The following is a 21,296-nucleotide window of genomic DNA, read 5'->3' as shown; positions in this document are numbered from 1 at the left end:
TCGGTGCATACCTCACATAGCCTTCCGAAGTGGAACAAAGGATGTATGTATTCTCGAAAACCTGTGCCAGAATACGCCATTTGGGTTCTTTTCTGCTATGGGGGTACTGGTTTGGAACCATAAACGCATCTGTGAGAGGATAGCATTATCAATACACTTTGCAGCATAGGTTGCAAGTTTAACATTTTTACCGCTATTGTATGATGATACAGCTTTTATAAGACCTATTGTGCCTATTGAAATCAAATCTTCACTATCACGACAGTTAGAAGAATATTTTTTAGCTATATGTGCCACAAGTCTAAGGTTTTTTTCTATAAGAATATTTTTAGCCTCAACGCTTCCTTTTTCGTATTCCTCTATATAATATTTTTCTTCCTTTGGATTTAAAGGTTTATCAAATAAATTTCTTCCTGAAACATAGGCGAACATATAATAAAAATTCAAGAAAGCAAGCATAAAAAACCTCCATAACAAATTATGTAGCACAAACCTGCTTTATATAATCCGCCTTGATTAATATTATATTAGATATAAAACAAAAATATGATATATTAAAATTTTAAAAAATATTTAAACAATGAGGAAACAAAATAAATTTTAAATCATATTATATTTTAAATCATACTTAAAAGAGGTCTATAATATGCCAAAAATATATTTAAGTCCTTCATTACAAGAATTTAATAAATATCTAAGTGGAGGCAGTGAGGAAGAGTACATGAACCTTGTAGCTGATGCTATGATACCATATTTAGAGGCAAGTGGAATTGAATACACAAGAAACAGACCTGACATGACTTTGACGGAGGTTATAAATGAGTCTAACAGCGATAACTATGACCTTCATCTTGCCCTACATTCAAATGCCTCACCGGAAAGTCTTGCTGGGAAACTTCGTGGAACAGATGTGTATTATTGGTACACCAGTGTTCCTGGAGAATTTTTTGCTGATATATTAGCAGAAAATTTTAAAGATATATATCCAAACCCAGAAGATGTAAAAGCTGTACCAACAAACACTTTAAGAGAACTTAGAAGAACAGTTGCACCAGCAGTATTAATAGAAATAGCATATCATGACAATCCAGAAGACGAAAAATTTATAAAAGAAAATATTGATAAAATAGCAAAAACTATTGTAAGAGCCCTTACTGAATATTTTGGTATACCTTTTGTAGAACCTAAAAAAAGCTAAATGAAGTTTATTCTCACACAGGAAAACCCTTTAAACTCCTGTGTGAGTAACACCATTTAGCTTTTATGCAAATTTACTCCCTGCAATAGCTCTTAAATTATCTTTTAAAACTGCCACTTCTTCTTCTGTAAAGTTTTTAAGAACTTCTCTATTAACATCTTCAATAATATCCTGAATAGGTTCTTTTAACATTTTACCTTTTTTTGTTATAACAACACGAACTTCACGTCTGTCTTCTTTGTTTACAACTCTCTCTATAAGTTTCTTTTTCTGCATTCTATCAAGAACCCCTGAAATTGTTGATGTTTCAAGACAAAGTATTTCAGAAATCTGTTTTGGTGTGGCATATCCCCTATCCCATAAACAGCTTAAAACTCCATACTGTGAAGGTGTTACATCATATTCTGAAAGCTTCATACTAAGATACTGAAATACGGCATGCTGTGCTGTTGTAAGTAAATAATTTATACATTGTGTCAATTCCATGTTTATCTTCCTTTTCCCTTATTGTCCCTTTTGCTTTTAAAACCCTGTTTTTACAATTATATTTTAAATATAATTTTTTGTCAATTAATGTGCATATTTACTATAAATATAGTGAATATATTTAATTTCAAAAACAAAAAATATAAAGCTGTATAAAAATACAGCTTTATATTTTAAGTTATATATTATTTTACAGCTTTTCTAAGCATATCAAATTTTTTAACAGGACGTGGGAATTTAACTTTTAAAATCTGCTGTGGGTGAGGTGCTGAAGTTATCTCCTCTCCATCTTCATTCCACATTTTTTCAACAATCATTTTAAATGACTCACCCTTTGTCGGCATAACTTCTATTTCGTCACCAACTTCAAATTTATTTCTCTGCTCAACAATAGCACAGCCAGTTTCTTCATCATAATCTTCCTGAACCATACCTATAAAATCATAATTTCTTATATAAGTATTGTTTGTATAAACCTGTTCGCTTCCTCCTGGTTTGCCATAATAGAAAGCAGTTGTATAATCTCTATGACTTGCCTTTGATATTTCTTCAAAATAATAAGGTATTCTACTTTCATATTTTTCAGGGCTTTCAAAATAGTCATCAATAGCTTCTCTATATGCTTTTATTACAGTTCCTACATAGAAAGGTGTTTTCATACGTCCTTCTATTTTAAAACTAATAACACCACTTTCAACAAGGTCAGGAATATGATTTAACATACAAAGGTCTTTTGAGTTATATATATATGTTCCTCTTTCATTCTCCTCAATAGGCATATACTCACCTTCTCTTGTCTCCTCAACAAGATAATATTTCCATCTACAAGGATGAGCACAAGCCCCTTTGTTGGCATCTCTACCACTTAAATAGTTACTTAAAAGACATCTTCCTGAATATGAAATACACATAGCACCATGAACAAAGGCTTCAATCTCCATATCACCAGGTATTTTTTCTCTTATCTCTTTAATCTCCTTTAAAGAAAGCTCTCTAGCAACAACAACACGTTTTGCTCCAAGATTGTACCACATATTAGCACTCATATAGTTAGTATTGTTAGCCTGAGTTGAAACGTGAAGTTCCATATTAGGAACAGCTTCTTTTGCAACAGAGAAAACACCTAAGTCAGAAATAAGTAAAGCGTCAGCTCCAGCACTTTCAACTTCTTTAAAATATTCTGCCATTCCGTTAAAGTCATTATTATGAGCATAAATATTTGCTGTAACATAAACTTTTACACCATGGTCATGGGCAAATTTTATACCCTCTTTCATAGTTTCATAATCAAAATTTTTAGCTTTAGCTCTAAGGCTGTAAGCCTCACCACCAATATATACTGCGTCAGCTCCATAAAGAACCGCTATTTTAAGTTTTTCCAAATCTCCTGCTGGTGCAAGCAATTCAGGTTTTACTCTATTATTAATCATCGTTTTCTTCTTCTCCCTCTTTTATCCATTGACCTTCTTTAATTTTTACACATAAAGCCACACCGTCACCTATTGGTATTATTGATGACTCAAGTAAATCACTGTGAGAAATATCCCAAAGGAAATTTCTCATTCTCTTATGTATTGTTCTCTGTCGTCTTGGAACTTCAAATCTTGACTGAGCAATATCTCCTCCCTGTAAAACATCATCAACTATAAGCATTCCACCAACAGGAAGAAGTCTTATACAGTGTGGAAGAAAATTTCCATACTGTCCCTTTGCAGCATCCATAAATATTACATCATAAGGACCTTCAAGAGTTGGAAGTATATCTGCCGCATCACCCTCAAGAATTTTTATTGTATCTGTAAGTCCCATTCTCTCAATGTTAACTCTTGCATCTTTAAGCATAACTTCAAAACGGTCTATTGTTGTTATTGTACCATCTTCTGGTATATATTGAGCCATAAGACTTGATGAAAAGCCTACGGCTGTACCTATTTCAAGTATATGTTTAGGTTTTTTAAGTGTAAGAAGAACACTTAAAAATCTAGCTGTCTCATGAGGTATTATAGGCACATTAGCCTCTGTTGCCTCCTCCTGTATCTCTCCCAATGTGCCTTTATATTTAGGCTGTACTGTTCTAAGATACATATTTAAGTAATCATCTGTTACATAATTCATAAAAATATTCCCCTTAATTAAACTGTGCTTTGTATGCTTCCTTTGCAGAAAGGAAATCATCATAATTATTTGTATAGTAATGTTCTCCGCTTGTTCTATCCTTTAAAACATAGTATATATAATCATTGTCATCTGGATTTAAAGCAGCCTCTATTGCAGCCTGTCCCGGATTTGCAATAGGTCCTTTTGGCAATCCATTATTTTTATAGGTGTTGTATGGAGAGTCGGTTTCAAGGTCATCATAAGTAACCCTTTCTTTTTTTGTTCCCATAGCATAAAGAACTGTTGAGTCTATCTGTAATGGCATATTAATTTCAAGTCTGTTATATATTACACCAGCGGCAATAGGTCTTTCTTCTGGTACAACTATTTCTTCTTCCACAAGAGAAGCAACAGTTAAAGCCTCATCAAATGTAAGACCTAAATTTTCAGCTTTTTTGATATTTTCATCAGTATAGAAATCATTAAATCTTGAAAGCATTTTATTTATTATATCCTCTGATGTAGCATTATCACTTATATAATAAGTATCAGGGAAAAGATAACCTTCAAGTCTGTACTCTCTATCAGAAGGAATATTTTTTACAAACTCATAGTCAAACTGAGCCGTATTTGATGTATTTATAAAATCCTCAGCTGTGACAATGCCTTTTTCCTCTAAATACTGACCTATCTCAGCAACAGTATATCCTTCTGGTATAGTTATTTTATTTTTCTCTGTTATATTTCCTCCACTGCTTAAAAGCTCCATAATTTCTTCTTGTGAACTTCCTGTATTTATAGAATATGTTCCCTGTTTAAATTTTCCATCATATCCATCAATGCGACTTTTAATTCTAAACATAAAACTGTTTGATATAACTCCATTTTCTTCTAATATATCGGCAATATCTGAAGTTGTAGAACCGGAAGGAACTGTAATTATAACATCTTTACCACCATTATCAGCTACTTTATTACCTTTAAAAATTCCAACAGCACATATAACGGCAACAATAAAAATTAAAATAATTACAGCAAATTTAATTTTGTTATTTTTACCCACACAATCACCTTTTCTTCATTAAAATATTTTATTACTGTTTTTATTATAACAGTTTAATTAACAATACTTCAATGATTATAGGACATAAACCGTAAAAATTCTTTAATATTTCCGTAAAAATCATTTAAAATGCCTGTTTTTATAAAACAGGCACAAATTTTTAAATATCTTTTTCAGAGTCAAAATCGTTTTCTATATTAAACACAATACTTTTATTCTCAACACACACATTTACTGTGTCTCCAAAGTTCAAATTGCCTTTAAGATACTCCTCAGCTAATTTATTTTCAATATTAGTCTGTATAGCTCTCTTTAAAGGTCTTGCACCATAAGCAGAGTCATATCCTTCATCAGATATAAAATCTATTGCCTCAGGAGTAAATACAAGGTTTATTCCCATACTGTCTTTTGAACGTTTAATAAGTCCCTTTGTGAGTATTCTTACAATATCATTTATGTTTTCTCTACTTAATGTATGGAACACTATTATATCATCAATTCTGTTAAGGAACTCAGGTTTAAATATATTTTTAACCTCGTCCATAACATTCTTCTTCATATCCTCATAATCTTTTTCAGCCGAATCAACAGTTTTAAATCCAAGTTTTTTAGGAGCAACAATATTTTTTGCACCTGCATTTGATGTCATTATTATTACAGTGTTTTTAAAATCAACTTTACGACCTTTAGCATCTGTAATATGACCATCATCAAGAACTTGAAGAAGAATATTAAACACATCAGATGATGCCTTTTCTATCTCATCAAAAAGCACAACAGAATATGGTTTTCTTCTTACTTTTTCACTTAACTGTCCACCCTCGTCATATCCCACATATCCGGGAGGTGAACCTATCATTTTAGAAACGCTGTGTTTCTCCATATATTCTGACATATCTATACGGATTAAAGCGTCTTCATCTCCAAATAAAACTTCTGAAAGAGCCTTTGAAAGTTCTGTTTTTCCAACACCAGTAGGACCAAGAAAAAGGAATGAACCGATAGGTCTTTGAGGGTCTTTAAGTCCAACTCTACCTCGTCTGACAGCCTTTGAAATAGCTGTAACAGCTTCATGCTGACCTACAACACGTTTATGGAGTATATCTTCCATGTGTATAAGTCTTTCGCTTTCAGACTGTTGTATAGTTTTTAAAGGTATTCCTGTCCAACCTGATATTACATCTGCAACATCTTCTTCTGTGACAGTTGTCTGCATAATATTTTTTTCATCTTCCCACTCTTTACGTTTAGAAGCTAATTTTTCACGGACTTCTTTTTCATCAGCTTTTATTTTAGCCGCTTTTTCAAAGTCCTCATCTCTTATGGCAATTATTTTTGCTTCTCCCATTTTATTAAGCTCTTTTTCAAGTTCCTTAATATATTTAGGTGGAGTAAATGTTTTAAGTCTGACTTTTGATGAAGCCTCATCAATCAAATCAATAGCTTTATCAGGAAGACTTCTATCTGAAACATATCTATCAGAAAGCATTACAGCAGAAACAACAGCCCTATCTGTTATAGTTATACCATAATGATTTTCATATTTCCCTTTAAGACCTCTAAGCATTACAATAGCCTCATCAGTTGTAGGTTCTGAAACATCAATAGGGCTAAATCTTCTCTCAAGAGCTGCATCTTTTTCAATATACTTTCTATATTCCTCCATTGTTGTTGCACCTATAATCTGAAGCTCACCTCTATCAAGATAAGGTTTTAAAATATTAGCTGCATCAATAGCACCTTCAGCACCACCAGCTCCTATTATAGTATGAATTTCATCAATGAAAAGTATTATATCACCTTTTTTACGAACTTCATCTATAACTTTTTTTATTCTCTCCTCAAACTCACCTCTATATTTTGAGCCTGCAACCATTGAAGAAATATCTAAAGAAACAAGTCTTTTTCCCTTAATAGTATCAGGCACATCACTTGAAATTATTTTCTGCGCTAACCCTTCAACTATGGCAGTTTTACCAACTCCTGGCTCACCTACAAGACAAGGATTATTTTTTGTTCTTCTACTTAAAATTTGAACAATTCTATCCATCTCATAATTTCTGCCAAATATAGGGTCAAATTTATCATCTCTGGCAGCCTGTGTGAAATCTCTGCTGTATTTATCTAAACTTGGTGTATCGCTTGATTTTTCATTACTCTCAATACTATGAGGGTTCATTCCTTTAGCATTAGTAGAACCTTCACCAACTCCCAACATATAATAAATTTCTTCTATAATTTTTTGAGAACTGTCCTCCATAGAATTTATTATCTTTGCAGCTATACTTGATGGACTGTTTAATATTGCCATAAGAATATGTTCTGTACCAGTTTTTTTCTCACCAAGTCTTTCAGCCTCAAAATTTGCTGATTTTAAAATATCCTTAGCCTTTGGAGTATAATTCCCATACTGTCCATTATCAGCTCTCTCTGTTACCATTTCATTTATTTTTCTTATAACAATATCTTTTTTTACAGAATGGGCTTCCAATATTTTTGCAGCAACACAATCTTCAACAGACATAAGACCTAAAAGTATATGTTCAGTTCCTATGTAACCACAGGAAAGACTTTCTGCCCATTCTCCTGCCTTTTCAAGGGCAATTTTTGCCTTGTTTGTATAATTGTCAAGCATATTATCCCTCCCTTATATTTTATTATTTATTATTATCACAGATATTGAATATTATTAAAAAATGACTGCCGAAAATATCAGCAGTCTTTTAATTTAACTAAAAATACTAAAAGGATAACTTTCAGGCATTTCAAAAAATTCAAAAATTTCTTTGTTTTTATAAGGTTTAAATGAAAGTCCCGCAGAAAAAAGACCAACATCAACTCTTTTTCTTGTTCTTCTTTCTTTATTATATTTCATATCTCCCACAAGGGGAAAACCTGCATTTGCAAACTGGACTCTTATCTGATGATGACGACCTGTTTCAAGGTTTATTTTAACCAATGAAACAACCCCCAGTTCACTATCTTCACAAAATGCAATTCTATCATAATACAAAATAGCCTCTTTTGCACCCTTTACATTACTATTTACGATAGTAGATATGTTAAGTCTTGTATTTTTAACAATATAATCCCTCAAAGTACCTTTTTCAGGTGGTTTTCCATATACAACAGCAACATAAGTCTTTTTTATATTTTTTTCAGCCATAAGCTTTGATAAAAGAGTTTCTGTTTTTTTATTTTTTGAAAAAACCATAATACCGCCAACAGGTCTATCAAGACGGTGTATAAGACCTATATTTTCATTGTTCTTTTCAAGTTTTAATGCTGTCAAAAAATCCATATCACCTGTTTTATCCGGTTGAGACGGAACTTTGGCAGGTTTAAGGGCAACAATCATATTTTCATCTTCATAAAATATTTTAATATCCATAAAATCAATTTACCTTCTCAAGAATTATACTTCCAAAAGGTGGAACAACAACTTTTACAACTCCACCTATAACTTTATATTCTTTTTCAGTTGTATCAAAACCATTTTCATATGAAACTATACGGCTTTTTAATGTATCATTACATTTTATTTCAATATTTTTTACAGGAACAGAAATTTCTTTTTCCTCGCTTGTATTATTTATTACAGTAAGAACAACATCATCTTTATAAAATCTTCCATAAGCTAAAATGCCATAATCTTTTAAAACAATTTTAACAGAACCTTTTTTGAGGACTTCACTGTTTTTTCTTATATTTATAATAGCTCTATGGTAATTTATAAGGTCTTTATTTTCATTTCCCCAAGGATAAGTTCTTCTGTTATCAGGGTCAGTCCAACCTGTCACACCGGCCTCATCACCATAATATATTGTAGGTGAGCCTGGCCATGTCATTTGCATTGTAATAGCCTCTTTCATAATACCAACATTTACACCAATATCCGCAGCCTCACTGCCCTTTGTGTGAAGTCTTCCAACATTCATATTTGTTCTTGTAAGGAAACGAGAATGGTCATGGTTTGAAAGCTCATTCATAGCTGTATATATAGACTGATATGAAAGTTTAGCCATATTATATTTCATTGTATTTTCAAAAACATCAGCATTACAGAGAAGTTCTCCCTTAAAATCTTCGCTGTGTTTTTCCATACCTGTTAAAAACCATGAAACAGGCTCCATAAATGCATCATAGTTCATAACAGTGTCCCATTCATCTCCCTGAAGCCATTTTGAAGCATCTCCATAATGTTCAGCAAGAATTATAGCGTTAGGGTTTCCGGATTTTACAGATTTTCTGAAATCTTTCCAGAATTTATGATTAAAATCTTCACTGTAACCTAAGTCAGCAGCAACATCAAGTCTCCAACCGTCAGCATTATATGGAGGAGAAACCCATTTCTTGCCTATATACATTATATAGTCATAAAGGTCTTTAGATGCTTCATAATTGAGTTTAGGGTGGTTATCATATCCCCACCAACCGTCATAACAGTCATTATTAGGCCAGTTTTCATCATACCACTTAAAATAGTTATGATATATGCTGTTTTTGTCTTTATATGCTCCCAAAGGATATTTTCCTGTATTTCCATAGAAACCTTCTCTATCAAGCCATTTATTAAAAGCGCCACAGTGATTGAAAACACCATCAATAATAACTTTTATACCATTTTTATGAGCTTCATCTATTAAATGAGCAAAAAGTTTATTGCTAGCCTCAAGATTTTCTTTGTCTGTTGTTCTCTGAACATACATACTTGCATGTTTATTATTAAATTTTTCAAAAACAAGAGGACTTCCTCCGTCTTTAACAATCTTTCCATAGTGAGGGTCTACATAATCATAGTCCTGTATATCATATTTATGATTACTTGGTGATACAAATATAGGATTAAAATATATAACTTCAATTCCCAAATCCTTTAAATATGGAAGTTTGTCAATTACACCTTGCAAGTCTCCACCATAGAAATTTCTTATATCTTCAACCTGTGGCCTTGCATTCCAATCACTTATAAAATTAGTAGGTTTTCCAAGATATATATATTCATTTGTTTTTACATCGTTTGTCTTATCTCCATTATAAAATCTGTCAACATATATCTGATACATGACAGCACCTTTTGCCCAATCAGGTGTCTTAAAATCTCTAAGTATTTTAAAGTGCCATTCTTTATTCAAATCATCTGTGACACCAAGCTTTGTATAATATATGCTTAAACCATTTTTTTCTATCTCAAAATAATAAGTTTTAGCTTCACTTTCCGGAGCTACAACAGTTTTAAAATAGTCAAAATCTCCCTTTGTATCACAAAGTTCCATTTTTATTTTTTTATCATCATATATTAAATAAACATTATCTGCATTATTTTTAGCTGTTCTTATACGTATTGTAACACAATCATATTTTGAAGGTTCAGAAGGTGTTCTGAAATTTTCTGTTTCATCACTGAAAATAGCCTTCACATCAAGTTTTTCATTAATAATTTTTGCGTAAATCATAAGTTTCTCTGTATAACCCAATGTTTTTACAGATATAGATGCTCCCAAAACTACTACCTCCCCCAATAATAAAAATATTATACCGAAATGTATTTTATCATAAAATATAAATTGAATAAACAGTTAATTTTAAAACTTATATATTAACATAATAAAAAAAGCGGTTCAAATAGAACCGCCTGATTTTATCAGAGTTTTTCAACTTTAACAGAAGTATCGAAATCGCTGTCTGTACAACATTCACATCCGCATGCGTCGCAGTCGTCTTCATCGCAGTCCTCGCACACATCTTCTATTTCATCATCGTATTCAAACTCATCATCCCAGTCGTCATCCCACTCATCTTCAAAGTCATCTCTCATACTTTTTTTAACAAGATAGACAACACCAGCTGTTGTTGCAACAAGAAGACCAATAACAACAGCTATAAAAAGATAAAAAGCTCTTTTATCCTCTCTGTTCTGTAAATCGATTACAGCTCTTTTTAAATCATCAATAGAACTTGGACCATCTAAAAATCTTTTCATAATTTTTCTCCTTTCGGCTTTAAAAAATTAATTACCATAGCCTTTAAAAATTTTGTTTCTTGAAAATTCTCTGTTTCTTTTTAAATCACAATACTCCAGATATGCTTTTTTTAACATCTGACGCTCATCATTAAATTTCAAAAGATGATATGCCTCATGAAATTTATAAAATCCGGCATCTGCAAAAAATTCTTCGCTTTGAGGTTTACAGTAAAAAGAATCAGCGGACATAAGATACCAGTGCACTGTTTTACTTACAGTATCCTCACTTCCTTTAAATGAATACTGAGTTTTTCCTATATACTTTATGATTTCACCAGTGGCTCCGGATTCCTCTTTGACCTCACGCAAAGCAGTCTGTTTAAATGTCTCCCCTTCTTCAACGGTTCCCTTAGGCAATACCCAGCCCATATATCTGCCGTTTTGATTTTTATAAAGAAGCAGAATTTTCCATTTGTAAATAACGACACCGCCGCAACTTACTGCTTCTATCACTTAAATACCTCCGACTATATATATTCTTTCTTCTATTAACAAATAGTATAACGCTTTTTTTATATCATTTCAAGATTTGTTGATAATATTACTAACCATTATTTTCAAAAAACATTAATCATGACATTTTAATACAAAAAATAAAAAACGTTTATAATTTTATATAGTTATAAACGTTTTTATATATTATATTAATTCCAATTTTTATCTAAAACAGCCTGCATAAGTTTTCCAGCTATCGGAGCAGCTTTTTTATTATTTCCTGAATTTTCTAAAATAACAGCCACAGCAACTTCTGGATTATCTGCCGGTGCATAGCCAACAAACCAAGAATGGTCTATACCCTTAGAATTTTCTGCTGTTCCTGTTTTTCCTGCTGCTTGATAGCCTTTAAGGGCTGCTGCTGTTCCTGTTCCCTCATTTACAACAGAAATCATCATATCATTAAGCTTTTTAGCTTCATCATAGGTCATTATCTCACCTATTGTTTCAGGAATTATTGTTTCTGATGTTTTTCCGTTAGGGTATTCTATATGGTCAACTATATAAGGTTTTTTCATAATTCCACCATTTGCCACAGAAGAAACAAGACTTGCCATATATATTGGAGTTACAACAGTCTTTCCCTGTCCTATGGCAGTTTCAACAAGCTCACTTTCAGAGCTATTTTTATCTATAACAACAGAGCTTTGACTTGAAGGCAATTCAAAACCTAAAGATGAATTTACCATAAGTCTGTCAGCAACTTTTCTTAAATTTTCTCCGCCTATGCGTTTTCCTATTTCTGCAAAATAGCAATTACAAGACTCTGCCATAGCCTCATGCATATCAACTGTACCATGAGCCTTATTATTATAACAGTGGATAACTTTATCCTCAAACTCTGCTTCACCTGTACATTCAACAGTAAATGTCTCCCAATCTTCAAGATATTCCATAGCTGCAAGAGCTGTTACTATCTTAAATGTTGAACCGGGAGGATAAAGACCTTGAGTTGTTCTGTTTATAAGTGGACTTTCCTCCGAATTTTTAAGTTCATTCCAATTTTCATCAACAGTATTAGGATTAAAATCAGGATAAGCCTGCATGGCAATAATTCTTCCTGTTGAAGGTTCCATAACGACAACAGCTCCCTTTTGGTCTCCCAAAAGGTCTCCTGCAAGGGATTGTATTTCCATATCAACAGTTAATACAACATCATTCCCCTTAACTTCAGTTCCCTTAAAAGCATTTGATATTCTTTGAACAACTTCATTGTGTATATTTTCAAGTTCAAAATTTTCAGCAGCTTCAACACCCGTTTTCCCCATAGATGAATATCCTGTAACATGGGCTGCCATTCTTGAACGAGGATAATTTCTAACATATCCATTTTCTGTATATTCGCTTTCAGCTATTATTTCTCCGTTTATATCCTTTATATTTCCTCTCTTAATTGAAGTATCTGAATATTGAAGTCTTGGATTATAAGGATTTGTTATAAGCTCATCTCTGTCAAATATAGTGAGTTTTCCAAGCCATATTATTATAAGAAAAAACATAAGTGATATAAGCCAGAATATTTTTTTAATACTGCTTTTCATCAGTAATCACTGCTCCCTTCACTTCGTATTTCATAATATGACTCTATCCATTGGAGAAGTCCTATCATCATTATACTTACAATAACAGAACTACCACCATAATTTACAAAAGGCAATGTCACTCCTGTCATAGGAATAAGTTTTATAACACCACCTATTATTATAAAAGACTGAAAAGCAAACATTGTTGTTATACCTACTGCAAGAAGACTGTAATATCTTCTTTCACATCTCAATGCTATTTTTATACCTCTAAAAAATATCATTATAAATATACAAACAATGCCCATAGCAAATATAGTTCCAAATTCCTCACATATTGCCGAAAATATAAAGTCTCTCTCAACAACAGGTATACTTTGAGGCATACCCTTTGTCAATCCACTTCCAAAAAGTCCCCATGTTGATATGGCAAAAAGAGATTGAACAATCTGATAACCTCCACCCTCAACATCTGACCAAGGATTTTTCCAAGCTGCAACTCTAACTCTAACATGACTAAAAAGGTTATAGGCAATAACTGCCGCAATAGAAGCAGCACCCATTCCGCTGAAAAACAAAATTGCATTTGATGTTGCAATATATAACATAGCCATATATGTAAGGAAAAATATTAAAGCTCCTCCCAAATCTTTCTGCATTACAAGCAAAAATACTATACCAGCACTTAAAGAACCTGTAACTATAAGCTGTTTAAGCTCAATACGTTTTCTAAATACTGATGCCAGATAGAATATAAATAGGAATTTTACTATCTCTGAAGGCTGAAAACTTATTTTTCCTATTGTAAGCCAGTTTACAGAACCAAACTCCTCATCACCAAAAACAATAGTCGAAAGTATAAGAATATAACTTACTATAATATAAAGTTTCTCAAACATTTCAAATCTTGGTATGAGTTTGAGTATAAGAGGTATAAGCAACATTATACAAACACCAAATGTCATCCAAACAAGCTGTTTTTCTGCCAATTCTGGTTTAAGTCTTTGAAGCATAACCATTCCTATATCAAGCAAAAATATCATACTGTTCCATATAAGAGGACAACTTTTTTTATAAACTTTACGAGTGACACTCAAAGCAATTATTATAAAAAGTAGTCCTCCAGCACCTACCAAAAGATACCTAATATTGAAAAAGAATTCTCCCGGAATATATGCCAGTATAAGGTATGCTGTTATATGGAAGAATATTATTATTATACGTTGTATAGACACAGCATAATAGGGATTTCCTATATAATATCCCTGTTCCTCTGCAACATATACAACACCTTGCCACAGGTAAAATATAATATAAAATGCAAAAAGATACCTGCTAAACAATAAAACTAATTCAAACATAATAAATACCTCTGTTTCCGAGCAGAAGTCTTAATGCTTACTCAACCCCTCTAAAGAAATGACCTTTTGTACTTCCCTTTTCGCTCATCTCTGAAAGTAATATTTTTGTTTCAGGAGAAATATTTCTTCCAAGAACAACATCACAATAAGCATTAAGTATACGCTCTGTTTTTTTAGGGCCTTCTTTTGTAAATAAAAGTCTTATATAGCCTGTTGAAGTCTCTGCAACCTCATCATAAAATTTTAATGTAAAGAGAGGTTTTCCGTTTAATATCTGACAAACACACTGTTTACAATCAGGCATAAGAGGGAATTTCATTCCTTTTCTGTCTTTCAAGAAATATAAATCTTTATTATATCTCTTTGAACAGTACATTCCAGCTTTTTTATCACCATCAAAAGAACCTATTGGACACTGGTGTGTTGTCATAAGAGGGATATATCCATATCCTAACATTTCACAGTTTTCATCTGCAATATTGTTTATTTCCTTTATGTTAAGCTCAGGAGATATACATATTCTATCAACATTTTTACTGTTCCAATATCTGACAGCTTCACTATTAAAAACATTCATACTATAATCAACAGCGATTTTTTTGCCACTATTTTCAACTATGCTATATTCACCTAATGAGCGTACAAGGAAACCGTCAATATCACTATTTTTAAGTTTATCAATAAATTCACCAAACATATTTCCTGTGTTCATTCTATATATACGAGGTAAGGCTGCAAATAACTTCACACCTGTTTTTTTACATCTCTCTATACATTTATCAATATTTTTTTCAAAAGAGTCTGTAAGTTCAAAATATACAGTGTCAACATTTCTATTTCTTGTGACAACATCAAACTGCATTATATCATTTACAAGAACAGTTATTTTCTTTGTTCTCATAATTCTATTTCTGTTTGACTTAAATTTTTCGCTAGGTGTTGGAACACGTTTTGTCTTTTTAATTATATTTTCAGAAAGCATTTCTGTTGCTTTACGTCTTATTTCATTCAAATCACTTATTCCAACATATATATCATCATCAGCATTTATAGAAATATATCCAAGAGAAAATGGTGTAGCACCCATTTTAGAAAGCTGTTTTTTAAGTTTATCCTCTGTCATAGGCTGATTTTGAGCCTTTTCAACAACAGCACCTTTCACAAAGGCAAGAGAACCGGAATTATCCCAAAGTTTTAAAGTCATTTCCTCACCTTTTCTAGCTGTAAACTCTCCATATATTTCTTTTTTTCTTCTATCTTTCTCCCATGTAGCACGGAGAGTGTCCTCAAGGAGTTTATCATGAGTTTTATAAACAACATTATTTTTGCTTATGTCTCCCTCTATTGAAAGACTTATAACTTCTCCAGCTTTAGATTTTTTATTTATATTACTTCCTACATGAGGTTCAGAGTCTGTCCAAATTTCAATACCGTCTCCCGGCACAAGAGGTTCTCTTGTTCTTATTGTAACTCTGCCTATCTTAGGGTTATATGAGTCAACAAAACCTGTTTTAAGTCCCCAAGTTTTAGGTCTTTCAATACTCATCATATCACTTCCAGAATGAGTTTCATAATATCCTTCTGTAAAACCGCCTCTATTAAAAAGCTGTAAGAGTATTTTCATATCAGCATCATCAACAGCATAATTATCAGGCTCATTAATATACATATCAATATATTTTCTGTAAACCTTTGTTACACCAGCAACATACTCAGGACTTTTCATTCTTCCTTCAATTTTAAATGAGCTTATTCCAGCTTCTATAAGTTTAGGAAGTATTGTTATTGTTTCAATATCTTTAGGACAGAGGAGATGACCTTCTTTTATTTTATCGTATTCATTATATAGAGTATAAGGTAAGCGGCAAGTCTGAGCACATCTTCCCCTATTTCCACTTCTTCCTCCAAGCATACTACTCATTATACACTGACCAGAATAGGAAACACACAAAGCACCATGGACAAAAGTTTCAATCTCAACATCTGTATTTGATGTTATATTTTTTATCTCGGTAAGAGAAAGCTCACGACTTAAAACAACTTTTGAAAATCCCATTTCATATAAATATTTGACATCTTCAAGGGAATTTGTTGTAAGCTGTGTACTTGCATGGAGAGGAAAATCAGGATAATGTTCTTTTACAAGTTTAGCAGCTCCTAAATCTTGCATTATAAGAGCATCAACACCCATTTTATAAAGTTCATCTATAAATTTTAAAAACTCGTTTATTTCCTCATCTTTATAAATAGTATTTACAGTTATATATACCTTTACACCTCTAAGATGACAATAATTGCAAACTTCATCAAGCTCATTTATACCAAAATTATTAGCATACTGTCTTGCACTGAAAGACTTTCCACCAAGATATACAGCATCACAGCCATTATTTACAGCTGCACAAAGGCTTTCCATTGAACCTACTGGAGATAAAAGTTCCGGCGGATTGTTTTTAATCATATCAATTCTCCCTTCATACAAAAAAATAGCAGTAATCTGCTATTTTTATAATACTTATTAAATTTTAATTATATTATGTATTTATTTGTCGGCAGGTGCAAGAAGAAATTCTTCCAAGTCACTTTCAAGTTGAGCATTTTCTTTTTTCAATCGCTCAATCTCTTTTTCAAGGGCTTCTTTTTCTGTTTTAACAACTCCAAGCTCTTTTTCAATATATTCCCTACCTGTTTTTACAGTTTCAAATTCTTTTTCAAGTTTTTCTTTAACAATTTTAATATCATCAAAATCTTTTGAAATATTTTCTTTATCTTCTTTTATTATGTCAAATTCACTTTGTAAATTTTCATTTACCTTTTTAATATCGTCAAATTGTTTTTCCAAATCAATTTTATCTGTGTTAGCCTGTCCAAGTTTTTTCTGTATATTTTCATTTTCAGATTTCATTATATAAATTTCTTTTTGGAGACTACTATTTATATCATTAGATTTTGAAAGTTCTTTTTTATAATTTTCATTTTCATTTTTTAAAGTTTCAATATCTTTAAAAGATTTAGATTTTTCAGCTTTTAAAACCTCAATATTTCCCAAAAGATTTGATTTTTCAGTTCTAAGCTTTTCTAACTCTCTTTCGAGAGCTGATTTTTCAGCTTTAACACCTATAATCTCTTTTTCAAGATTTTCTTTTAAAACTCTCAAATCATCATTTTCAGACTGTAAACTTTTAACATTATCCTCAAGATTTTTAATCTGTTCTTCTGATAATGATAAATTTTGTGAAAGTTTAAGCTGTTCATTAAGCTCCATAAGAACGACATTTTTTTCCATTTCCTTAAAATAATCATCTGCTATATTTATAGCTGTGAGAACAGAAATCATATTACTGCTTACGCCTTTAGCTTCCTCACGTTTTCTTATTTCAGAAAACTTATCATTTATATAATTTGCAACTTGTTTTATATATATTTCTGACTCTTCGCCAGCAAGGGAAAAAGTCTTACCTTCAATAGTCACTTGAACTTTATTTTTCATAAACACCGTTCCTTCTGTACCGAATTTACCTATTGTATTATATCATAAAACCCTCACCAGTTAAAACTATTTTAAAAAATTTTTACAAATGAAAAAAGGCCAACTGCCGATGTTGACCTTTTTCCACAAAGAGAAGGTATTTCTTATTGGGATTGCAGCTTTAAAAGCTACATTGTGAAAATATTGGGGAGTTTTCACATTGTTATTATATCAAAATACTTATATTATGTCTACATAAAATATTAAAATTTTATATTGTTTATCAAATAATACAAAATAAATGATTTTATATTATAAATAGATATTAACTATTATATTCCGCAAGAATTTTTGCAAGTTCATACTCACTTTTTACAATTATACCATCATTAATTCTAACTTGTTCCTCATGGGTTAAAGTTGAAATAGGAGTCTCTGTTATTTCATATAAAGTTCTTCCCTCATCTTTATCTTCATAATATACAGCAATATATCCATCTTTCTGTGTAACTATAAAACTTTCTTCATTTTTCTCCTCAACTATTTTTCTCATAACAACTTCTTTTGATGAGAAAGAAACTATTTGCCAATCTGGATAATATTCAAGCATATCATTAAAATCAAAACCTAATAAAAAATATGGTGGAACCTCCTCACTTTCCTCCATAACACCTTCATTTTTATAATAATATTGATATACCATTTTTGTTGACTCTGTTATTGTATTATCAGCAATAACCATTTGCAAATGGTCTTCTGTATTATCAACATTTTCTGTTTTTACTGTATTATCATCAGTATTTTCAGTAACTTCTTCAATTTGTTCTTGATTTTCACTTTGATATACACTTTCAGCTTTATTATTTTGAACATCATTGTTTATACTGCTATTTCTGTAAACATAAAAAGCTGTACCAAAACACAAAACACCACTTAAAATACATACAGATGCTATTATATATAATATTTTCCTTTCTGCCATAAAATCACTCCTTTAAAAGTAATTATTGACATAAAAAAAATATATATACCTTTTATATGATTAAAAAATACTATATTTTTACAGTAATTTTATATATTTAAAAATATTAAAATTAAAGACCTTTAATTATAAAATTTATACATACATACTCCTACTAAATATATATGTTTTATATAATATATTCTTTTAAAATTAATTTTTATTATTAAAGAATTATATTGATTTTTTTATGTTTTTTTCATATTATTTTCATATCATACTTATATTGTATGCTGTAAAAAACTTAGAAAAATTAAAGCTAAAATCAATTTATGGAGGTCAAATCCAATGGCTCAGGGTAGCACATCAAAAAACAGCATAACTGAAGGTATAATATGGAAACAACTTCTTATATTCTTTTTCCCAATTGTACTTGGAACGTTTTTTCAACAGCTGTATAATACAGCAGACACAATTGTTGTAGGACAATTTGTAGGAAAAGAAGCTCTTGCCGCTGTCGGAGGTTCGGCAAACCAGATTGTAAATCTTATTGTTGGATTTTTTGTAGGTCTTTCATCAGGTGCAACAGTAATAATAGCTCAACACTATGGAGCGAGAAGTCGTGGAAGTTTAAATAAAACCCTTCATACAGCCTTTGCAATAGCTATTGTAGGAAGTATAATAATAAGTGTTTTAGGATTTATATTTGTTCCTTTTCTTCTCAAACTTATGAAAACACAAGAAAGTATTCTTGATACATCAATTTTATATTTAAGGGTATATTTTGCCGGTATAATATTTGTATTTATATATAATATGGGTTCCGGTATTTTAAGAGCTGTGGGAGACTCAAAACACCCTCTTTATTTTCTTATTGTATGTTGTGTAATAAACATAGTACTTGACGTTGTATTTGTTGTAGTATTTGACATGGGAGTTTTAGGAGTAGCCTTTGCAACACTCATTGCTCAGGCAGTAAGTGCAATTCTTGTTACAATAACTCTTATGCGTTCAACAGATATATACAGACTTAAATTAAGAAGAATAAGATTTAACACTGTTTCATTCTATTCAATACTTTTTATAGGAATACCATCAGGGTTCCAGACAACAATGTATAATATAGCAAATATGTTTATACAGTCATCATTAAACCAGTTGGGAACAGACACTGTTGCTGCATGGACAGTTCTTGGAAAACTGGATGCTTTTAACTGGATGATAATAAGTGCTTTTGGTATAGCTGTTACAACATTTATAGGACAGAATTATGGAGCATTAAAATTTGATAGGGTACGAAAAAGCACAAAAATTTGTCTTGGAATGACTCTTGTAACAACTCTTTTACTCAGTATAATATTTGTTCTTTCAGCTAAATTTGTTTTTGGATTATTTACAACAGATAAGACAGTAATTGATATAGGATTTAAAATGCTTATGGTTCTTGCTCCTGCATATATAATATATGTGCCTATTGAAATTTTATCAGGAGCATTAAGAGGTATAGGAAATGTTATAGTTCCAATGGTTCTCACTTGTATGGGTGTATGTGTATTAAGAATTGTATGGCTTATTGTGGTTGTTCCAAAATATAACACTGTTGAATCAATACTTTACAGTTTCCCTATATCATGGGCAATAACAGCAATATTATTTATAATATACTATATTATAAAACAGAAAAAATTCCCTCTTGAGTTAAAAATGGAAAAGAAAGCTCAAGCTGAAAATTAAAAATATAAAAGCTGTGAAATTAAAATTCACAGCTTTTTTTATACATAAAAAAAACAACCTCTTAAATAGAGGCTGTTCCCATAACATAATTTTCAACTTCTCTTGTAATAGCAGACATGTTTGTATTAATTGGAGTTACTGATGTTGTCTGGTCAATATACAATGCATATATATCGCTATTTCTTTCAAGTCTTTCCACATCTACAAAAAGTCTAGATTTAAGAGCATAAGGCTTATTCAAATCCCTCTTTGTAGGTTTTACAAACTCAAAATAATTCTGTCTACTCTGCATTGTAAATCTAAATTCATTTGAATTTTTAGGACATGCAGGAACATTTATATTATATATATTGACATTTTCAGGCATACCCTCATTTAATATTTTTTTTGCAAATGTTCTAAGCACCTTTTTAGCAGCTGACCAATCAGCATTTATATATTCATTTGTACGCTGAACACTTAAATCTGCCTGTATTGAAACAGCTATACTAGGTATACCATGACTATCAGCCTCAAATGTAGCTCCTAAAGTTCCACTACAAGTAACTGAAAGTCCAACATTTTCTCCATAATTTATTCCGCTTATACATAAATCAGGTTTTCGGTCTGCCAACTCAAGTATACCATGAGCAACAGAAAAAGCAGGTGAACCATGAACCCCGTATCCCTTTATAATTGTGTCGTTTATTTTCAAAGGAGTTTCGTCAATTATTCCGACTTCATTAGTTCGTGGGAAAGCTCTCCCCATACCAGTTTGTTGAGTATGAGGAGCTGATACAAGCACATCTCCCAAGTCAAATACTGCTTCAACGGCCGCAATAAGCCCAGGGGAATTTATACCATCGTCATTTGTAACAAGTATCAAAGGTCGCATGTTGTTCACC

At 31.5% G+C, this 21,296-nt stretch carries 18 protein-coding genes; 2 read left to right on the top strand and 16 right to left on the bottom strand.

Annotated features, from left to right (window positions below; genetic code table 11):
• Positions 1-12 precede the first annotated feature (12 nt).
• A complete protein-coding gene (locus tag B5E58_RS13975) occupies positions 13-459 on the bottom strand; it encodes a sigma-70 family RNA polymerase sigma factor (RefSeq protein ID WP_088108173.1) in 447 nt (148 codons plus the stop codon).
• Between the two features lie 187 nt (positions 460-646).
• Here B5E58_RS13975 and B5E58_RS02850 point away from each other — a divergent pair, with 187 nt between their 5' ends.
• On the top strand, positions 647-1,198 hold the full coding sequence (locus B5E58_RS02850) for an N-acetylmuramoyl-L-alanine amidase family protein (RefSeq protein WP_088108172.1): 552 nt from the start codon (positions 647-649) through the stop codon (positions 1,196-1,198).
• A gap of 63 nt (positions 1,199-1,261) precedes the next feature.
• Here the strand turns inward: B5E58_RS02850 and B5E58_RS02845 are convergent, their stop codons facing one another.
• The 14 genes from B5E58_RS02845 to B5E58_RS02780 form a co-directional block, all read right to left on the bottom strand.
• Positions 1,262-1,684 carry a MarR family winged helix-turn-helix transcriptional regulator gene (locus B5E58_RS02845; RefSeq protein ID WP_088108171.1) on the bottom strand — a complete coding sequence of 141 codons (423 nt, stop codon included), beginning with the start codon at positions 1,682-1,684 and terminating at the stop codon, positions 1,262-1,264.
• Between the two features lie 185 nt (positions 1,685-1,869).
• On the bottom strand, positions 1,870-3,114 hold the full coding sequence (locus B5E58_RS02840) for a peptidase U32 family protein (RefSeq protein WP_088108170.1): 1,245 nt from the start codon (positions 3,112-3,114) through the stop codon (positions 1,870-1,872).
• Positions 3,107-3,799 (bottom strand): O-methyltransferase, encoded by a 693-nt coding sequence (locus B5E58_RS02835; protein ID WP_088108169.1) that lies wholly within the window; start codon positions 3,797-3,799, stop codon positions 3,107-3,109. The genes B5E58_RS02840 and B5E58_RS02835 overlap by 8 nt, the downstream gene beginning before the upstream one ends.
• Before the next feature lie 13 nt (positions 3,800-3,812).
• A complete protein-coding gene (gene mltG / locus B5E58_RS02830) occupies positions 3,813-4,844 on the bottom strand; it encodes an endolytic transglycosylase MltG (RefSeq protein ID WP_088108168.1) in 1,032 nt (343 codons plus the stop codon).
• Between the two features lie 160 nt (positions 4,845-5,004).
• Complete coding sequence (locus B5E58_RS02825; protein WP_088108167.1) at positions 5,005-7,479, bottom strand: ATP-dependent Clp protease ATP-binding subunit; 2,475 nt, start codon at positions 7,477-7,479, stop codon at positions 5,005-5,007.
• Between the two features lie 93 nt (positions 7,480-7,572).
• On the bottom strand, positions 7,573-8,235 hold the full coding sequence (locus B5E58_RS02820; RefSeq protein WP_088108166.1) for an RluA family pseudouridine synthase: 663 nt from the start codon (positions 8,233-8,235) through the stop codon (positions 7,573-7,575).
• Between the two features lie 4 nt (positions 8,236-8,239).
• A complete protein-coding gene (locus B5E58_RS02815; RefSeq protein WP_242956579.1) occupies positions 8,240-10,348 on the bottom strand; it encodes a glycoside hydrolase family 13 protein in 2,109 nt (702 codons plus the stop codon).
• 140 nt (positions 10,349-10,488) lie between these two features.
• Entirely contained in the window at positions 10,489-10,827 is a 339-nt protein-coding gene (locus tag B5E58_RS02810) for a hypothetical protein (protein WP_088108165.1), read from the bottom strand.
• 27 nt (positions 10,828-10,854) lie between these two features.
• Positions 10,855-11,322 (bottom strand): NUDIX hydrolase, encoded by a 468-nt coding sequence (locus B5E58_RS02805; protein ID WP_088108164.1) that lies wholly within the window; start codon positions 11,320-11,322, stop codon positions 10,855-10,857.
• A 191-nt stretch (positions 11,323-11,513) separates the two neighbouring features.
• The gene (locus tag B5E58_RS02800) at positions 11,514-12,905 is read right to left on the bottom strand and encodes a peptidoglycan D,D-transpeptidase FtsI family protein (RefSeq protein ID WP_088108163.1); all 1,392 of its coding nucleotides are present in this window, start codon (positions 12,903-12,905) and stop codon (positions 11,514-11,516) included.
• Positions 12,905-14,248 carry an FtsW/RodA/SpoVE family cell cycle protein gene (locus B5E58_RS02795; protein ID WP_088108162.1) on the bottom strand — a complete coding sequence of 448 codons (1,344 nt, stop codon included), beginning with the start codon at positions 14,246-14,248 and terminating at the stop codon, positions 12,905-12,907. The genes B5E58_RS02800 and B5E58_RS02795 overlap by 1 nt, the downstream gene beginning before the upstream one ends.
• 37 nt (positions 14,249-14,285) lie before the next feature.
• Positions 14,286-16,709, bottom strand: a complete 2,424-nt coding sequence (locus B5E58_RS02790) for a U32 family peptidase (RefSeq protein ID WP_088108161.1) — start codon at positions 16,707-16,709, stop codon at positions 14,286-14,288.
• Between the two features lie 81 nt (positions 16,710-16,790).
• Entirely contained in the window at positions 16,791-17,738 is a 948-nt protein-coding gene (gene zapA / locus B5E58_RS02785) for a cell division protein ZapA (RefSeq protein WP_088108160.1), read from the bottom strand.
• Between the two features lie 304 nt (positions 17,739-18,042).
• A complete protein-coding gene (locus tag B5E58_RS02780; protein ID WP_088108159.1) occupies positions 18,043-18,699 on the bottom strand; it encodes a BofC C-terminal domain-containing protein in 657 nt (218 codons plus the stop codon).
• A 327-nt stretch (positions 18,700-19,026) separates the two neighbouring features.
• Here B5E58_RS02780 and B5E58_RS02775 point away from each other — a divergent pair, with 327 nt between their 5' ends.
• Positions 19,027-20,412, top strand: a complete 1,386-nt coding sequence (locus B5E58_RS02775) for an MATE family efflux transporter (protein ID WP_088108158.1) — start codon at positions 19,027-19,029, stop codon at positions 20,410-20,412.
• A 61-nt stretch (positions 20,413-20,473) separates the two neighbouring features.
• On the opposite strand, the gene surE is transcribed toward B5E58_RS02775, so the two are convergent.
• Positions 20,474-21,286, bottom strand: a complete 813-nt coding sequence (surE, locus tag B5E58_RS02770; RefSeq protein WP_088108157.1) for a 5'/3'-nucleotidase SurE — start codon at positions 21,284-21,286, stop codon at positions 20,474-20,476.
• Positions 21,287-21,296: the final 10 nt, after the last annotated feature.

The sequence above is a fragment of the Tyzzerella sp. An114 genome (assembly GCF_002161055.1).
In the GTDB taxonomy this organism is placed as follows: Bacteria; Bacillota; Clostridia; order Lachnospirales; family Anaerotignaceae; genus Fimicola; species Fimicola cottocaccae.
The sequence above is the reverse complement of the archived record's forward strand: the minus strand, read 5'-3'. Positions and strand labels throughout refer to the sequence as shown.